Raw genomic sequence first — 17,001 nt, 5'->3', positions numbered from 1 at the left:
ACATGTCGTCAAACCGTAGTCACTCAACGTCTTCGCCTGCATTGCTAAAGGCCATTCATACACCTGCAGACTTGCGCTTGTTAAACGAGCGGCAGCTACCGCAGGTTTGTGCCGAAGTACGTGAGTTCCTGCTTAATTCGGTTAGCCAAAGTAGTGGGCACTTGGCCTCAGGGCTTGGCACTGTAGAGCTAACTGTGGCCTTGCACTATGTTTATGCAACGCCATATGATCAATTGGTTTGGGATGTTGGCCATCAGGCTTACCCACATAAAATTTTGACCGGTCGTAAAGAACAGTTGCATACCATTCGCCAAAAAGATGGCTTGCATCCGTTTCCGTGGCGTCCAGAAAGCGAGTACGACACCCTTAGTGTTGGTCATTCAAGCACCTCGATTAGTGCCGCTCTTGGTATGGCAATTGCGGCCGAACGCAATAACACTCAACAAAAAGTAGTCTCAATTATTGGCGACGGCGCCATTACGGCGGGCATGGCCTTTGAAGCGCTTAATCATGCCGGTGACATAAAGCCTGACATGTTAGTTATTCTGAATGACAACGACATGTCCATTTCCGAAAACGTTGGCGCGCTCAACAATCATTTAGCACGCGTGCTTTCGGGCAAGGTATATACTTCCATTCGTGAAAGCGGCAAAAAGCTTTTGCAGGGCATGCCGGGCATTTCACATATTGCTAGCCGTGCCGAAGAGCACGTTAAAGGTATGGTGGCCCCCGGCACGATTTTTGAAGAGCTTGGTTTTAACTACATTGGCCCAATTGATGGCCATGACGTGAACTTGCTGGTTGATACGCTGCGCAACATGCGTAGCCTGAAGGGCCCGCAGTTTTTGCATGTTGTTACACGCAAAGGTAAAGGCTACGCGCCGGCTGAAAAAGACCCGATTGGCTACCATGGCGTGCCAAAATTTGACCCAAGCCAAACCTCACTGCCAAGTAAAAAACCAACCACACCGTCTTACTCTCAGGTGTTTGGCGACTGGCTATGCGACATGGCTGCTCAAGATGACAAACTAATGGCGGTTACCCCTGCCATGCGTGAAGGTTCAGGCATGGTTGAGTTTTCGCAAAAATACCCAGGTCAATATTTTGACGTTGCCATTGCCGAGCAACATGCGGTTACCTTTGGTGCCGGCTTGGCCATTGGTGGTTACCACCCAGTGGTGGCAATTTACTCGACGTTTTTACAGCGTGGCTATGATCAACTTATTCACGACGTCGCCCTGCAAGAACTTCCCGTATTGTTTGCGATAGACCGTGCTGGCATTGTCGGTGCCGACGGCCCAACGCACCAAGGTGCTTTCGATATAAGCTTCATGCGCTGCATACCAAACATGGTCATTATGGTACCAAGCGATGAAAACGAATGTCGCAATATGCTTTATACCGGCCATATGCATCAAGGCCCCGCTGCAGTTCGTTACCCACGTGGCAATGGTACCGGGGTAGCGCTAGACGACACCATGCAAGCATTACCGATAGGCAAAGGCCGTATGACGCGCCACGGCAAAAAAGTGGCGATTTTGAACTTCGGTACCTTATTACAAGACGTTGAAGCATGTGCCGAACAACTCAATGCGTCGGTTGCCGATATGCGCTTTGTCAAACCGCTGGATGAGGCACTGGTGAGAGAATTAGCGGCTAGCCATGACCTATTAGTCACCGTTGAAGAAAATGCCATAGCAGGCGGCGCAGGCAGCGCTGTGAGTGAATATTTGGCAGCACAAGCACTTTGCACACCGGTATTACACATTGGTTTGCCTGATGTGTTTATTAAACACGGTAGCCAAGAAGAAATTCGTGCTGAATTGAAGCTTGATGCGGCTGGGTTAGAGCAACAAATTAAAACCCGCATGCAGCAAATGTAATACGATGGCGCTGGCCGCTCCGGCCAGCAAGTCATCAACCATGATACCTGCGCCGCCTTTTAAATTTTTATCACACCAGCCAATTGGGCCCGGTTTATAAATATCGAAAAAGCGGAACAAGACAAACGCCCCAACTACGTTGTACCAGGTGAAAGGTAGCGCGATCATGGCAATCATAAAACCCGCAATTTCATCCCATACAATGGCTGGGTGGTCATGCACACCAAGAGCTTTTGCGGTATAGCCGCAAAGCCATAATCCACCGATACTGGCAATGGCGGTAACAGCAATGTAGGTGGTGAGCGAGAAGTAGTGTTGTAGCAAAAAAACAATAGGAATAGCGGCTAAAGTACCAAATGTGCCCGGCGCCTTTGGCATAAGCCCGCTGCCAAATCCAAATGCAAACAAGTGCAGGGGGTTAAGCAGCATTTTTTTCATTGGCTTAGCTCGGTTTTACGAAAATGCTCAAAACCAGCGATACCTTCGGGTAGCTCCCACGGTTCGTCACCAAAGCGTAATTGCACAAGTTCTGGCTCATTGGTAATTCGGCCAATACAAACAGGTTTACTCGGGCTGTGGGCAGTCACGGTGTCAAACAACCCACGTTGTGCCTCAGGCACGGTAAACAGCAGTTCGTAATCATCACCGCTGGTTAATGCATAAGTAATAGCTTGCTCAGCACTTAAGCTTTCGGTTACCGCAAGCGACAACGGCAGTTCGTCAACACTAATACGAACACCAACATGCGAAGCTTTTAAAATATGCCCGACATCGGCCAATAAGCCATCTGATACATCTATGGCACTGCTGGCTATGCCGCGTAATGACTGCCCTAGAGCAACTCGTGCTGATGGAAAATAAAGACGCTCTGTTAAACGACGTTCGTAATCTGGGTTAAGCTTCTGCCGGTGCTGACGAGCAGCTAAGGCTAACCCTGCGTCACCTAGGGTGCCGCTGACATAAAGCCAGTCTCCTGGCTTCGCACCACTGCGACGAATCGCTTTACCTTTAGGAACAAACCCATGCGCAGTTACGGTAATCGATAACGGCCCTTGGGTTGTGTCACCACCAATAAGCTGGCAATTGTAATAGTCGCAAATTTCACGCAAACCATGCGCAAAACCAGTAAGCCATTCGTCATTAATTTCTGGCAGGGTAAGGGCAAGACTAATCCAAGCCGGCTCCGCCCCCATTGCCGCTAAGTCACTTAAATTAACAGCAACTATTTTATGGCCAATGGCGCGCGCGGGTGTGTCTTGATCGAAGTGTACACCTTGCACCATGGTGTCGGTTACAACCACTAGGTCAGACTTTTCAGGCACACTTGCTACTGCGCCGTCATCACCAATACCAACGGTTACGTCGTCGCGTTGCGGCAGACGATGTGTAAAGTAGGTTTCGATAAGATCGAATTCGCCAAAGGCCATGTCGAGATACTTATTTACGCGCAGGGCGCAGCGAGTCGATGGCTTTATCAAGTACACCGTTAACAAAGCGGTGGCTGTCGTCAGCACCAAATGACTTCGCTAGTTCAATGGCTTCGTTAATGGCTACTTTGTAAGGTACGTCTAAACGTTCACGTAGCTCATATGCCGCTAAGCGCAGAACCGAAAGTTCAACTTGATCAAGATCTTTGAGTGGACGATCAAGAAACGGCTCTAAAGCTTCGTCAAGCATTGACGACTGGCCAGCAACACCGCGTACTAACGCTAAAAAGTAGTCGACGTCGACTTTACTGGTATCGTTGTCGGTCAAAAACTGGGCTTCAATATCACTCATGCTATTTTGTGACAATTGCCATGAGTAAATCGCCTGTACGGCGAGCTTACGTGCCTTGCGGCGTGCAGCTGGTTTCATTGATAAACTCTCTTAAATTTGGCTCAGTACATTAACCATTTCAAGCGCACTTAGCGCCGCTTCTGAACCTTTATTACCGGCCTTGGTGCCACTGCGTTCAATGGCTTGCTCAATGCTGTCGGTGGTAATAATACCAAAGGCAACTGGTACTTCATGTTCTAAGGCAACACGACCCAGGCCACTGTTGCTTTCGCCAGCAACAAAGTCAAAGTGTGGCGTACCACCACGAATAACCGCACCAATGGCGATAATTGCGTCATACTTGCCTGACTTTGCCAGTAGCTTAGCCGTTAACGGAATTTCATACGCACCAGGCACACGTACCACGGTGATATCGTCACTGCTCACTTGGCCATAATGCTTTAACGTAGTTAACGCGCCGTCCAATAAGCTATCAACCACAAAGTGGTTAAACCGCGAGACGACAATCGCAAATTTCTTACTTGGAGCGGCAATTCCGCCTTCAATTACGTTCATGGTTGAGTCCTTTTGTAAAAATCGGCGCGATAATAGCACAATTTTGCCAATCAGGCATGTTCTGGATGTTTTCCGACCGCATGAGAGAGTGCTGTTTTAACTCGAGCGAGCTCAGCATCAATATCGCCAGTAATCATTAGCGGCGTGGTAATGTCGACTACTTTACGCGAAAAATCGAGCGCAACCGGCACCACCGGTACTTGAGCGGCTTTGGCTATGTGAAGAAAACCTTTCTTCCATTCGGTGACTTTTTTGCGGGTTCCCTCTGGTGAGAGCGCTAAAATAAGCTGTTCGCGCTGCTCAAATTGTTGAACCATTTGTTCAACAACACCAGCTGCAGCTCGGCGGTCAACGGGTATACCACCTAGCCAACGTAATAGGCCATTCACGGGAAACCGAAATATGGTGTGCTTACCAAGGTAGCTTAGGTTAAGCCCTAGTGCGAGCATAACGAACACCCCAATGAAGAAGTCCCAGTTTGACGTGTGTGGTGCCACGGGAATAATGGCTTTACGCACATTAGGGAGCTGCCCTTCAATACGCCAACCACCGAGCAACCGCATGCCAACGCGACCAACCCAACGGCTGAAGGCATTACCACGAAGCGGAAAATCGCCGACTAACTGCGGCGGAATTATGTTCTCATGCTTTGTCATTATTGCTGCAGGGCTTGTTGTAATTCTTCAAGCTTCAATTTTACGCGGCGAATGTTATCTGGCCCCATTCGCAACATTTGTTTTTGTGCCGCCGGCAAGGCTTCCAGCGTAGGGTCCGCATAACGATACATCACCGAGTCGTCATTTAGCTCAATGACCGTGCCTACTGAAGGAGTGGACAACAACACGTCGATAGCCTCGAGCAACACATACTTGGGGTTTTCATCTGGATAGCCAACTTCAGCAAGTGCAGCTTGGCTTAACGGCTGATAGCGGGTGAACAAATCAACCAATACTTGGGTATTTAAACTTACAAACCAATCGACAACTGTGTTGTAGCGATCGTAGCTGCGCGGATCGATATACACTTTGCCATTTTGTTCAAGAACTCGAAATTTCCCTTTAGGCGGCTCAATGACCGCTTTATCACGAACCACTATGCCTTGGCGTAAATTGTCGACGAACACAACGGTATCGCGAATTAGTTGCTCCCCTTTTAATGGAGCGGTATCTTGCTCGAATTCAGCGAGTTCGTCTAATACAGCAGTGGAGCTATTGCTCAGAGTCGGTAATGGTTTAACCGGTTCAGGTTCGGCTACAGGTTCAGCTACGGGCTGAGCTTCAATTTCCACAGTTTCGCTAACTTCAGGCTCAATAAGTTCGGGCTCTTCTGCGATAGGCTGAGTTACTTCAGGTTGCACCACCGGTTGCGGTAGCGGTTGAGGTGACTGCTGCTGCGCTAACCAGAACACAACCACTATCGCGATTGCGAGCACCACAATGACGCTAACAATAAGCTTTAACTTATTAGTGCTGTTTGCTGCAGGTGCTTGGTCTTGCCCAAAGTCTCTCATTCGATTCTCCTTTCGCCTAACTACTGATCACGTTCTGCGCGATAAAACACCAATTCATTTTCGCTCGAAGCATCGGCATTGAAACGATACCCTGCGGCATTAAATCGGCGCAAATCACTAACCGTTTTTGGCTGCTCGTTCATGATAAATCTTGCCATCATGCCACGTGCTTTTTTTGCCCAAAAACTGATTACTTTAAACTGACCATTCTTTTCATCCTTGAAAACTGGAGTAATTATTCGCGCTTTCAGGCGCTTTTGCTGCACACTTGAAAAATACTCCTGCGACGCTAAGTTTACCACCACGTCAGAATCGATAGCGGCTAAATCTTCGTTAAGCATATCGGTTATTTCGTCGCGCCAAAATTCATACAAGTTATGGCCGCGGGCGGTATCTAGCTTCGTGCCCATTTCCAAACGGTAGGGCTGCATTAAATCTAATGGTCGTAATACGCCATATAGACCAGACAATATACGTAAATGTTCCTGAGCATATGCAATTGCTTCATCAGAAAGCTTTTCAGCGGCTAGCCCCGAATACACATCACCGTCAAACGCATAAATCGCCGGGCGAGCATTATCAGGGGAGAACGGCGTATGCCACTCGGCGAACCGAGCGGCATTCAAACCAGCTAGTTTATCGCTAATTTTCATGAGCTGGCTAAGCTCCTGAGGCGACAACGCTTGACATCTATCCACCAACTCTTGGGCGCGCTCTAACATGCGTGGCTGGCTATATTGCTCAGTCGGCAAAGGGCTATCGTAGTCCAAGTTTTTCGCTGGTGAAATGACAACTAGCATCGGTTATCTCCATTAACGTTTGTTTGCTTTATGCCAACTTATGGCAACGGCTCAAGGTCTTCGCCTTCTTTCTCGATTTCCGGCGGCATTAAGTCTTCACGACTTACGCCCAAGGCAAATGCCAATGAACTTGCAATATAAATTGATGAGTAAGTACCAATAATGACACCAAACAATAATGCAGTTGCAAAGCCGTGAATAAGCTGACCACCTAAAAAGAATAACGCAAGCAATACCAAAATTGTCGTTAATGAGGTAACCACCGTGCGACTCATGGTATCCGTTAACGCACCATCAATTGTTTCTTGCGCTGTGTACTTATGGTACTTACGGAAGTTTTCCCGAATTCGGTCACATACAACCACGGTATCGTTGATCGAGTAACCAATAACGGCCAACAGCGCTGCCAATACCGTTAGGTCAAACTCCAGCCCCAAAAACGAGAATAAACCAAGCGTTAAAATCACGTCGTGCGCCAAAGCACCGACAGCACCCAGAGCTAAACGCCATTCAAACCGCAGGGCGATATATACCAAAATACATAACAATGCCGTGAGCATGGCTAAACCGCCCTGCTCAGTTAACTGATCACCTACCTGTGGGCCAACAAACTCAATACGGCGCATTTCAACTGCATCGCTACTGTTTTGTTGCAACAACGTCAGTATTTCATTACCTAGTTCTTGCGCTTTCACGCCTTCACGCGGCTCAATACGAATCAAAACATCTTGCTGCGTACCGAAGTTCTGCACCACGGCCCCACCAAAACCATTGGCCTCTAAGGTTTGGCGAATAGCTGGCAAGTCTGCTGAAGTTTCATAACCCACTTCAATGACCGTACCACCCGTAAAATCAAGGCCCCAGTTCAACTGGTTTACGCTTAAGCTTACAATTGAAGCAATAAGCAACAAGCCACTGAAAATCCATGCGCCAAAACGAAAGCGCATGAATGGAATGATTTTATCGGTTTTTATAATCTCGTGCATAACTCTCCCCCTTATACCGACAATTTATCGATGCGCTTGCCACCCCATACAGCGTTTATAACTGCACGGGTACCGACAATTGCGGTAAACATCGAGGTGATAATGCCAATTGCTAAAGTAACCGCAAAACCTTTCACTGGCCCGGTACCAATAGCAAACAAAATAATGGCAACAATTAACGTGGTGACGTTAGCGTCCATAATGGTTGAAAACGCACTGTCGTAACCATGATGAATAGCCTGCTGTGGGCTACGTTTAGCTTTTATTTCTTCGCGTATGCGCTCGAAAATAAGTACGTTGGCGTCTACCGCCATACCCACCGTTAATACAATACCAGCCATTCCCGGTAATGTTAGCGTGGCGCCTGGAATCATCGACATGATACCGATAATCAGGACTAGGTTGGATGTCAGTGCCAAGTTAGCCACTAAACCAAACTTCTTGTAGTAAATCACCATAAAGATAACGACCAACAAAAAGCCCCAAATAATAGCTTGCGTACCTAGCTCAATATTTTCTTTACCTAGGCTTGGGCCAAGGGTGCGTTCTTCGACAATCTGAATTGGCGCTATAAGTGCACCTGCACGCAATAACAGCGCTAGATTTTGCGCTTCTTGCTGCGAGTTAATGCCGGTAATACGGAAGTTATTCCCTAATCGTGACTGAATGGTCGCCACGTTAATAACTTCAGCGTTGCGCTCAAAAATAATGCGATCATTTTCGTCACGCTCGCCCGTTGCTTTAAATTCGATAAACAACGTGGCCATTGGTTTACCAACGTTATCACGGGTAGCCAATGACATTTTGTCGCCGCCTGCACCATCAAGTGAAATACTGACCTGCGGGCGCTGGTTTTCATCAAAACCAGAAGTGGCGTTAACAATGTGGTCACCGGTTAAAATAACGTCTTCTTTAAGTAGCGTGTTGCCACCGTTACGGTTCACAAACAGCTCAGAGCCGAACGGTACGCGACCTTGTTCGGCTTCATAAACGCTGTTTTCGTCGTCAACCATACGAAATTCAAGAGTTGCAGTAGCCCCTAAAATTTCTTTGGCACGGGCCGTGTCTTGCACACCAGGTAACTGCACAACAATGCGTTCGGCGCCTTGACGTTGAACCACTGGCTCGGCAACCCCTAGCTCATTAACACGGTTACGCAATATCGTGACGTTTTGTGAAATTGCATAGTCTTGTGTTTCTTTTAACTTGGCCTCGGTCATGCGTAAACGCAGAGTTCGATTGGCTTCATCTTCAAGAAGGGTATAGCCCGGATAACGGTTATTTAAGTAACTCTCAGCTGCGGCGTAGTCTTCGTCAGTACGCAACTGGATAACTACATCAGTATCATCTCGGCGAATACTGGTTGAACGAATACGCTCTTCACGCAGTTCGCCACGCACGGTATCGCGCATTTGATCTTGAATTTTGCGGGTTGCTTCGGCCATGTCCACTTCCATTAAGAAGTGCACACCACCGCGCAAATCAAGGCCAAGCTTCATTGGCGTACCGCCAATATCTGCCAGCCACTCAGGCGTCGCCGGGGCTAGGTTTAGCGCGACAATATAGTTGGTGCCTAAAGCACGCAACAACGCGTCACGCGCCTGCAATTGCTCTACGTCAGAATTAACCCGGACTAAAATTTGGCCTTCTTCTAACACCACACCCTTAGGTTGAATCGCGATGTCTTCAAGCGTTTTTTCAACCGTCTCTAGAGTTTGCATGTCGACGGTTGCATTACGACTGGCTGAAATCTGCACTGCATAATCTTCACCATAAATATTTGGCAACGCATACAGCGCGGCCACCGCCAAAATGACGATGACCATCAGATTTTTCCACAGCGGAAACTTATTTAACACGTTAAATCCTTATCTCTTTATTACAGAGATTTCATCGTACCCTTAGGTAGAACTGCAGTAACTGCTGATTTTTGCACAGTAACTTCCATACCTTCAGCAACCGCGATTACCATAAAATCTTTATCTTCTGAGATTTTAGTAATACGACCAACAAAACCACCGTTCATTAATACTTCGTCGCCTTTGCTGATACTCGAAACCAATTCTTTGTGCGCTTTAACACGCTTCGCTTGTGGACGGTAGATCATGAAATAAAAGATCAAGCCGAACATCACCAACATAAAAATAAGTTCCATGCCGCCACCTTGTGGTGCCCCTGCTTCTTGTGCGTATGCTGTTGGAATTAAGAAATCCATGAATATCCCCTTACTGTATTTTTGATTTATTGAGGTTAAAGATGGGGCTCAATTTATAGCAAACAAGCCCTTTTCTCCAATTTTTAATGAATGGCGGGCATTCTAACGAATTTCTGCTTAAATAGGGAGAAAATTGACGTACACTGAGTAAGTACAAAACGTAACCGATTGGAACGGCTAAAGAAGCGCAACGATAATATGGAACTCACCACTTTATTTTATTGGATTGACCACTTAGGTGTCGCGGTATTTGCGATATCGGGCACCTTGTTGGCGTTTCGCAAAAACATGGATGGCTTCGGTGTTATTGTTTTAGCCACAGTCACAGCCATTGGCGGCGGCACTACGCGTGACTTAATTCTTGATATGCCAGTGTTTTGGGTTTACGACCCCAATTATTTGTATACCGTTGCCTTGGCCGCGCTGATCACAATTTTATGGCTGCGCTACAAAGCGTACATTCACCAAAAAACGTTATTACTTGCCGATGCTGTCGGTATTGGTTTTTTTACCGTAATGGGCGCTCTGAAAGCTCTTGAAGCAGGCTTTTCTCCGCTTATTTGTATTATCATGGGAACCATGACAGCCTGCTTTGGGGGTATGTTACGAGACGTGTTGGCTCGTGATATTCCGATGGTATTAAAGGGTGAGCTTTACGCTACAGCGTGCTTAATCGGGGGCACTGTTTTTGTGTTTCTTGCCCCCTATTCACAACTACTAGCTATTTTAGTCGGTGGCATTACCACGGTGCTACTGCGTTTAGGTGCGCTGCGTTGGCAATGGTCTCTCATTGTCTTTCATGAACATCACGATGGGCACCGGTAGCGCATGTTAAGCACCGGCGCGGCAATATTACTGGCAATTGCATACATTGCCGTGTTGTACAGTATTGCCTACCGCGGCGAACGCAAACCACCTAATCAGGTAAAACCCTATCGCTACGCCTTTGCGCAAGGTATTCACTGCACCACATGGGCCTTTTACGGAACCATTACTCAGTCAGCATTTTACGGCTGGTCCGTGGCGCCTACATATGTTGGTGCCATGGCCGTATTCTTGTTTGCTCACCGTATTCAAATGCGATTGCTGCACGTTTGCAAACAACAAAACCTCACCTCGATTGCCGACGTTATTAGTCACCGCTATGGTAAATCACCTACTTTAGCCGTTGCAGTAGCCCTAATTGCATTAATTGGCATCGTGCCATATATCGCTCTGCAGCTACGTGCCATTAGTGGCAGTTTTGCTACGGTGACTGGGCTTGCGGATAAGCCGGTTCCTTGGTTCGGTGACGTCGCGGCATTAGTGGCTCTTGCCATGATGATGTTTGCCATTCTATTTGGTACGCGGCGCATGAGCCTCGCAGAGCAGCATTCTGGTCTCATGGATGCTGTTGCTTTTGAGTCGGTTGTCAAATTACTCGCTTTTATGGCGGTGGGAATTTTTATTAGCTACAGCATGTTTGATGGCGTGGCTGATATATTTTTACAAGCCGCGCAAACCCAAGCGGTCAATGCTGTATTGCAAGGCCAAACAAGCGGCGGCTTTGTTTACTTGACTCATATTTTTCTCGGGGCCGTTTCCATGTTCTGTTTACCCCGACAGTTTCATGTTAGCTATATTGAAAACACTGACCCCGAAGAGTTGCGAACCGCTCGTTGGGCGTTCCCGTTATACCTGTTCGCCATTAACTTATTTATCTTACCGATAGCTCTTGCTGGCCTACTTTTGGTACCAGAAGCAGCCAGTTCAGACGCTTTTATGCTGGTTATTCTGCAACAGTCTGACTCGGTAGTGATGACCGTTATCGCCTTTATCGGCGGCTTGGCTTCAGCCACCAGCATGGTCATTATTGCAACGCTGGCATTGAGCATTATGATGTCGAATGACGTCGTCATGCCAATTTGGTTGCGCAATACCCGACGCAAACTAAGAAACGTTACTTTTACTCCAAAGCGTATTCTACGTATTCGCCGCACAACCATTTCAATAATTATTATTTTGGCTTTTGGCTTTCACAAGTTAACCGAGAGCTCGCTACCGTTAGTAAACGCGGGCTTGCTATCGTTAGCATTATTGGCCCAACTTGCTCCCGCGTTGTTGGGCGGCCTTGTTTGGCTGCGGGGTAGCAAGCTGGGCGCAAGTTTAGGTATTTTAGCCGGCACCAGCTTGTGGGCATGGTTGTTGTTTTTACCCTCTATTCAACTAAATCGCGGGCTGTCCGATTTACAATTAAGTTATGGCGTACTCCTTAGTCTTGGCGCCAACCTCGTACTTTACATGTTGGTTTCATGGCTAAGCCCAACTCGTACCATTGACCAACAACAACGTCGCTTATTTACTGACCCCACGGGTGGACATCCAGAACTTTATCAGCATCAACCTATTAGTTGGGGCCGTTTAAGGCAATTGTTAGCACGCTTTTTCGACTCTCTCGAGCTTGAGCGGTTAAGTGAGCGCTTACATCAAGACTTATCTACCGCACCTGCCGATGAACTCGTTCCAAGCGCTTTGTTAGCCCGCATTGAGCGAGAGCTGTCAGCCGTTATTGGAACGGCTGCAAGCCGTATTTTACTTGATACCGTTACCCAGCAACCTAGTGTTCCCATCGCCCAAGTGGTGACCTGGGCCACCGAAGCCTCGCAACTGTATAAGTTTAACCGCGAGCTACTGCAAGCCTCCGTCGAGAATATTCCACAGGGTATTAGTGTTATTGACCAAGACCTACGCTTAGTCGCTTGGAATCATCGCTATGTTGAGGTGTTTCAATACCCCGCTGGCTTTTTACAAGCCGGCATGCCAGTGGCTGACTTGTTGCGCTACAACGCACAACGCGGCCTCATTCGAACAGATGTTGCTGCCGACATAGAAGATGAAGTAAGCAAACGCTTAGATTACTTACGCCAAGGCAGCGCCTACCGGTATCAGCGCCAGCAAGGAGAGCATGTTATTGAACTGCAAGGCGCTCCTATGCCCGGCGGTGGCTTTGTTACAACGTACACAGACATTACCGATTTAGTGCAAGCGCAGCGAGCTCTTGAACAAGCCAACGCTGAGCTCGAGCAACGCGTGGCAGAACGCACATCAGAATTAGTCGTGGCAAAGCAAGCCGAGGAACAAGCTCACCAAAGTAAAAGCCGTTTTTTTGCAGCGGTAAGTCACGACTTGATGCAACCGTTTAATGCGGCAACGTTATTCTGTGACATGCTCACCCAGCGCTTACATGATGAGCCGGCAAAATTAGCACGCCAAATTCAACAGTCATTAGCGAACGCAGAAGAGTTGTTAACCATGCTATTAGAAATGACTCGTTTAGAGGCCGGAAATCTCCCGGTAAATTATCAACAGGTACATTTGCATGAAGTCATTCAGCCGTTAGTAGAAAGTCAGCGGATAATCGCTGCCGAGAAAGGTGTGACCATTGACTATGTTGCCACACGGTTAACCCTTCAAACTGACCGTAAAATGATCAGCCGCATCATACAGAACTTAATTTCCAACGCCGTACGTTACACCGAGCACGGTAAAGTACTTATTGGTGTGCGCCGAACCAAACAAGGTGCGCAACTACACATTATTGATACCGGTTGCGGCATTCCGAGCGATCAACGGGATAAAATATTCAAGGAGTTTCATCAGGTAGAACAAGCTGGCGAAAATCCAGGGCTCGGGCTCGGTCTTGCTATTGTTGAACGTATGTGTCGATTACTTAACATACCCATTTCTCTTAACTCCGAAGTGGGGCGCGGTACAACATTTAGCCTGACCTTTACTGAAGTTACATGGCAACGGCAATTGGCTAAACCGCGGCGCTCAGCAGTTGGCGCAAACGATAGCTTTCTCAAGCATCGTACAATATGGTTGCTTGACAATGATGCTGCCGTATTACAGGCAATGACGCAGTTACTCGAAAGCTGGGGAGCTACGGTGCATAGTGCTGCCAACCGTGAGCAGTTGCCTTGGCAGCTAAACCGTCCGGATTTAGTAGTGTTTGACTACCATTTAGAACAATATGACACAGGAATAGATGTGCTGCGTGTGGTTCGAAACGCATTTGCAAATGAGCAGGTTCCAGCAATTATTAATTCAGCAGACCCCGACGAAACCGTACGGGAACAAGTTATTAGTGAGCAGGCTTTGTTTATTCCCAAGCCAATTAAGGTTGCCGCCCTTAAGCGCCTAATTAAGCGCCTGCTTCATGACTCAGCTCATTAGCATTGAGCATTTGTTTGAAAACAATACCGGCTTGAGTGCGATTAATCACATTTAATTTGCGTAATATCGCTGACACATGCTGTTTAATTGTGGTTTCTTGCACATTAAGCTCATAGGCAATTTGTTTATTGAGTAACCCATCGGCTAAACATTCGAGAACACGAAACTGCTGAGGTGTTAACTGCTCTAAACGACTCGCAAACTCTGCATGAGCCCCCGCGTCACTTGCTTCGACATCATCCCGCAAGTGCTCAGGCAACCAGGTATCGCCCGCTAACACCGTATGCACGGCTTGTTGCAACTCTGCTAAAGGCATGGACTTTGGTATATAAGCACTAGCGCCGAAGGCCATTGCTTGTCGAATTGTCGGCACTTGTTCATTGGCCGAAACAATGACTACTAGAATATCTGGGTAGCGACTGCGTAAGGACGTTAAGCCAGTTAATCCGCGATTGCCTGGCATGGTTAAATCAAGCAGAACCAATTCAATTTGCGGTTCACGCCGTATCAACTCAAGTAACTGCTCAAACGACGCTACTTCAAGAATAGGAGCATCTAGGGTTTCACCGAGCGCCTGTTTTAACGCTGCTCGAAATAACGGGTGATCATCGGCAATAACTGCACGCGCCATAACTAAACCTGATTCAGTGGAATTCAATTGACTCATGCTAGCGCGTCCAAAGATAAAAGTCAGTGGTTACCTGAGATGAAAATCAGGTAACCACTGAGTGGGGTTAAAACTTGTACCCCACAGCCAGGGAAACAGTACGTGGGTCGCCGTAATAACCAACCACAGCATCGTCGCCGAAAGTTGGACCAAAGTTATAGCCACCTACGCGATACTCTTCATCAGTGAGGTTCTTGCCGTGCAAGCCGACTGACCAATTACTGTTGTTGGAGTACCACACAACGCTGGTATTGAGCAGACCATAACCGTCTTGATCTAACGGCGACGGAGCCTCAAACATTTGAGTATCACCGCGGTAGGCGTAATTACCAGACCACACAATTTGACCGAACGATGTATCAAATGTTTGATTGAAACCTAGGTTATAGGTTAACTCAGGCGTATTTTGGAATGACCAAGCATTGGTGACATCGGTTGTCTCGCCGGTAGCTGGCTCTGTGTAAACCACCGAATCAAACTCGGCATCGATGTAGCCCAACATAGCAGTCACATTTAAGCTATCGGTTGCGGCAAATACTGTTTCAAATTCAAAGCCTTTAACCGTTGACTCACCGGCATTCAACACTTGTGATGAAATACCCGCTGGCACAACTCGTTGCACCGTCACTTGCATATCTTGGTAATCAGAGTAGAACACAGCGGTGTTCAAACGCATGCGGCCATCCATTAATTCGGTTTTCATACCAAATTCCACGGTATCCACAATTTCTGGGTCGTACGGCTCATTGATGGTTGGATTAAGCGACTGATCAGCTCGCATATCTACGCCGCCAGACTTAAAGCCATTGCTATAACTACCATAAACCATGACGTCGTCAGATAGCTTGTAATTCAATGCTACATGTGGCGAGAATTTACTCCAGTCAGCCTTAGTGGTGAATTCAGAGTTAACCGCAAACGGTGTCCCGTAATCCGCATTTGGATCTTGGTTAATATAATGCACACCTAAGTAGGTATAGCGGAAAACATCTGCTTCTTTTTCGTCTTTAGTCAGACGACCGCCAACAGTCAACGTCAAGTCATCCGAGATTGCGTAATTACCTTGGCCGTAAACCGCTAAGCTATCGGTGTCTACGCAGCCGCCATTATCAACAGTTACGCCGCCCAAAGCTGCCAAATACATTGGTAGCACAGTGCCGAACACACCACAGGCTTCACCATCATATAAATAAACACCACCAACGAAATCAAAGTTTTTGTTATTAGAGTAACTCACCTGGAATTCTTGGGTGAACTGCTCGTCTTCGTAAATAGCTGGCACCATAAAAATAGGTTCGCCAGTTGAGTTAAAATCGATATTGGTGTTGGTATAACCTTCGCGACTTGCGGTGATTGACTTGAAAGCCCAATCATCATTGATATTCCAGTTGTAGGTTAATGACCAACCTTCGGTTTCAACGGTGTTATCAACCGGCATCGCTGTGTTTGAGTTATAAACGTCAGCATAAGGTTCTTGCCCAGTTACCGCACTGGTTAATAATCGGTAACCACCTTTCGAGTTCGAGCTATCATCGGTGTTATCGTACGAAAACTTCAAATCCATATCGTCATTAATGAGCCACTTGGCAGATAACCGATAGGTCATTAAGTCTTTGTTGTAGTTTTCCTCGCCGGTGTTGACGTACTCGCCAAAACCGTCACGGTTCAATGAGGCAACAGCTGCGCCGACATAGAAATTATCGGTCAATGCTGTTTGGCCTGAAATTTTGATATCGCGCTGATTATAACTACCAATGGCGCCTTGCACTGACAGTTCGTTATAACCGGTCAGTTCTTTAGTGACATATTTAAGTGCGCCACCAATGGTGTTCTTGCCGTACAAGGTACCTTGTGGCCCACGCAATACTTCAATACGTTCAATATCAAATACTTCCAACACGGCACCTTGTGGGCGTGCGACATAAACATCATCAATATAAACACCAACACCTGGCTCAAAGCCCCATAATGGGTCTTGTTGACCAACACCGCGAATATAGGCGGTTAGAGTAGAGTTAGTTCCTCGGCTTACTTGAATTGTGGCGTTTGGAATGCGCTGTTGTAGCTCGGTTATATCTTCCACACCTACAGACTCAAGGTCACCGGCGCTAAATGAAGAAACCGAAACAGGCACATCCTGAATGCTCTCTGTTTTGCGGCGTGCCGTTACTTGAATTCGTTCAAGGCCCTTCAGCTCGTCACTGGTGCTACTATCTTCTTGCTGCGCATAAGCCGGCATTGCCATTACTGAAGCAATAGTTGCGGCTAACAATGAGCGGCGAAATATGGGTTGATTCATGATGTCAATCTCCCGAGATGGTTAAGTTGTTGTATCTGTCTAGTTTTGTTGTTATTTCTGTTGCAATACTGCAACTCAAGCGATTCTTGTGT

Annotated in this window: 15 protein-coding genes; 3 read left to right on the top strand and 12 right to left on the bottom strand. The window is 47.3% G+C overall.

Annotation, left to right across the window (positions count from 1 at the left end):
• The first annotated feature begins 2 nt into the window (after positions 1-2).
• Positions 3-1,883, top strand: coding sequence for a 1-deoxy-D-xylulose-5-phosphate synthase (gene dxs / locus ASC40_RS09380; RefSeq protein WP_055439550.1), 1,881 nt, complete (start codon positions 3-5; stop codon positions 1,881-1,883).
• Here the strand turns inward: dxs and ASC40_RS09375 are convergent.
• The 10 genes from ASC40_RS09375 to yajC are packed head-to-tail and all read right to left on the bottom strand — an operon-like array spanning position 1,845 to position 9,728.
• A complete protein-coding gene (locus tag ASC40_RS09375) occupies positions 1,845-2,321 on the bottom strand; it encodes a phosphatidylglycerophosphatase A family protein (RefSeq protein ID WP_055439549.1) in 477 nt (158 codons plus the stop codon). The two genes, dxs and ASC40_RS09375, sit on opposite strands and share 39 nt — an antisense overlap.
• The gene (thiL, locus tag ASC40_RS09370) at positions 2,318-3,310 is read right to left on the bottom strand and encodes a thiamine-phosphate kinase (RefSeq protein ID WP_055439548.1); all 993 of its coding nucleotides are present in this window, start codon (positions 3,308-3,310) and stop codon (positions 2,318-2,320) included. The genes ASC40_RS09375 and thiL overlap by 4 nt, the downstream gene beginning before the upstream one ends.
• Before the next feature lie 10 nt (positions 3,311-3,320).
• A complete protein-coding gene (gene nusB, locus ASC40_RS09365; protein ID WP_055439547.1) occupies positions 3,321-3,740 on the bottom strand; it encodes a transcription antitermination factor NusB in 420 nt (139 codons plus the stop codon).
• A gap of 12 nt (positions 3,741-3,752) precedes the next feature.
• Positions 3,753-4,217, bottom strand: coding sequence for a 6,7-dimethyl-8-ribityllumazine synthase (gene ribH, locus ASC40_RS09360; protein ID WP_055439546.1), 465 nt, complete (start codon positions 4,215-4,217; stop codon positions 3,753-3,755).
• 50 nt (positions 4,218-4,267) lie between these two features.
• Positions 4,268-4,873, bottom strand: a complete 606-nt coding sequence (locus tag ASC40_RS09355) for a lysophospholipid acyltransferase family protein (protein WP_055439545.1) — start codon at positions 4,871-4,873, stop codon at positions 4,268-4,270.
• Positions 4,873-5,727, bottom strand: a complete 855-nt coding sequence (locus ASC40_RS09350; protein WP_055439544.1) for a DUF3014 domain-containing protein — start codon at positions 5,725-5,727, stop codon at positions 4,873-4,875. The genes ASC40_RS09355 and ASC40_RS09350 overlap by 1 nt, the downstream gene beginning before the upstream one ends.
• A 20-nt stretch (positions 5,728-5,747) precedes the next feature.
• Positions 5,748-6,527 (bottom strand): peroxide stress protein YaaA, encoded by a 780-nt coding sequence (yaaA, locus tag ASC40_RS09345; RefSeq protein ID WP_055439543.1) that lies wholly within the window; start codon positions 6,525-6,527, stop codon positions 5,748-5,750.
• A gap of 38 nt (positions 6,528-6,565) precedes the next feature.
• Positions 6,566-7,513: a protein translocase subunit SecF gene (gene secF / locus ASC40_RS09340; protein ID WP_055439542.1), complete on the bottom strand. Its 948-nt coding sequence runs from the start codon at positions 7,511-7,513 to the stop codon at positions 6,566-6,568.
• An 11-nt stretch (positions 7,514-7,524) separates the two neighbouring features.
• The gene (gene secD / locus ASC40_RS09335) at positions 7,525-9,372 is read right to left on the bottom strand and encodes a protein translocase subunit SecD (RefSeq protein WP_055439541.1); all 1,848 of its coding nucleotides are present in this window, start codon (positions 9,370-9,372) and stop codon (positions 7,525-7,527) included.
• Between the two features lie 20 nt (positions 9,373-9,392).
• Positions 9,393-9,728 carry a preprotein translocase subunit YajC gene (yajC, locus tag ASC40_RS09330; RefSeq protein WP_055439540.1) on the bottom strand — a complete coding sequence of 112 codons (336 nt, stop codon included), beginning with the start codon at positions 9,726-9,728 and terminating at the stop codon, positions 9,393-9,395.
• A gap of 198 nt (positions 9,729-9,926) precedes the next feature.
• Here yajC and ASC40_RS09325 point away from each other — a divergent pair, with 198 nt between their 5' ends.
• Entirely contained in the window at positions 9,927-10,553 is a 627-nt protein-coding gene (locus ASC40_RS09325; RefSeq protein WP_055439539.1) for a trimeric intracellular cation channel family protein, read from the top strand.
• Between the two features lie 3 nt (positions 10,554-10,556).
• Positions 10,557-13,943: a hybrid sensor histidine kinase/response regulator gene (locus tag ASC40_RS09320; RefSeq protein WP_055439538.1), complete on the top strand. Its 3,387-nt coding sequence runs from the start codon at positions 10,557-10,559 to the stop codon at positions 13,941-13,943.
• On the opposite strand, the gene ASC40_RS09315 is transcribed toward ASC40_RS09320, so the two are convergent.
• Both ASC40_RS09315 and ASC40_RS09310 read right to left on the bottom strand, forming a co-directional pair.
• Positions 13,912-14,610 carry a response regulator gene (locus tag ASC40_RS09315; protein WP_245622255.1) on the bottom strand — a complete coding sequence of 233 codons (699 nt, stop codon included), beginning with the start codon at positions 14,608-14,610 and terminating at the stop codon, positions 13,912-13,914. The two genes, ASC40_RS09320 and ASC40_RS09315, sit on opposite strands and share 32 nt — an antisense overlap.
• A gap of 67 nt (positions 14,611-14,677) precedes the next feature.
• Entirely contained in the window at positions 14,678-16,909 is a 2,232-nt protein-coding gene (locus tag ASC40_RS09310) for a TonB-dependent receptor (RefSeq protein ID WP_055439537.1), read from the bottom strand.
• Positions 16,910-17,001 lie beyond the last annotated feature (92 nt).

Origin of the sequence: Pseudidiomarina woesei (genome assembly GCF_001418345.1) — a bacterium.
GTDB lineage: Bacteria > Pseudomonadota > Gammaproteobacteria > Enterobacterales > Alteromonadaceae > Pseudidiomarina > Pseudidiomarina woesei.
Note: the sequence above shows the minus strand (reverse complement) of the source record. Positions and strands in the feature narration are given on the sequence as shown.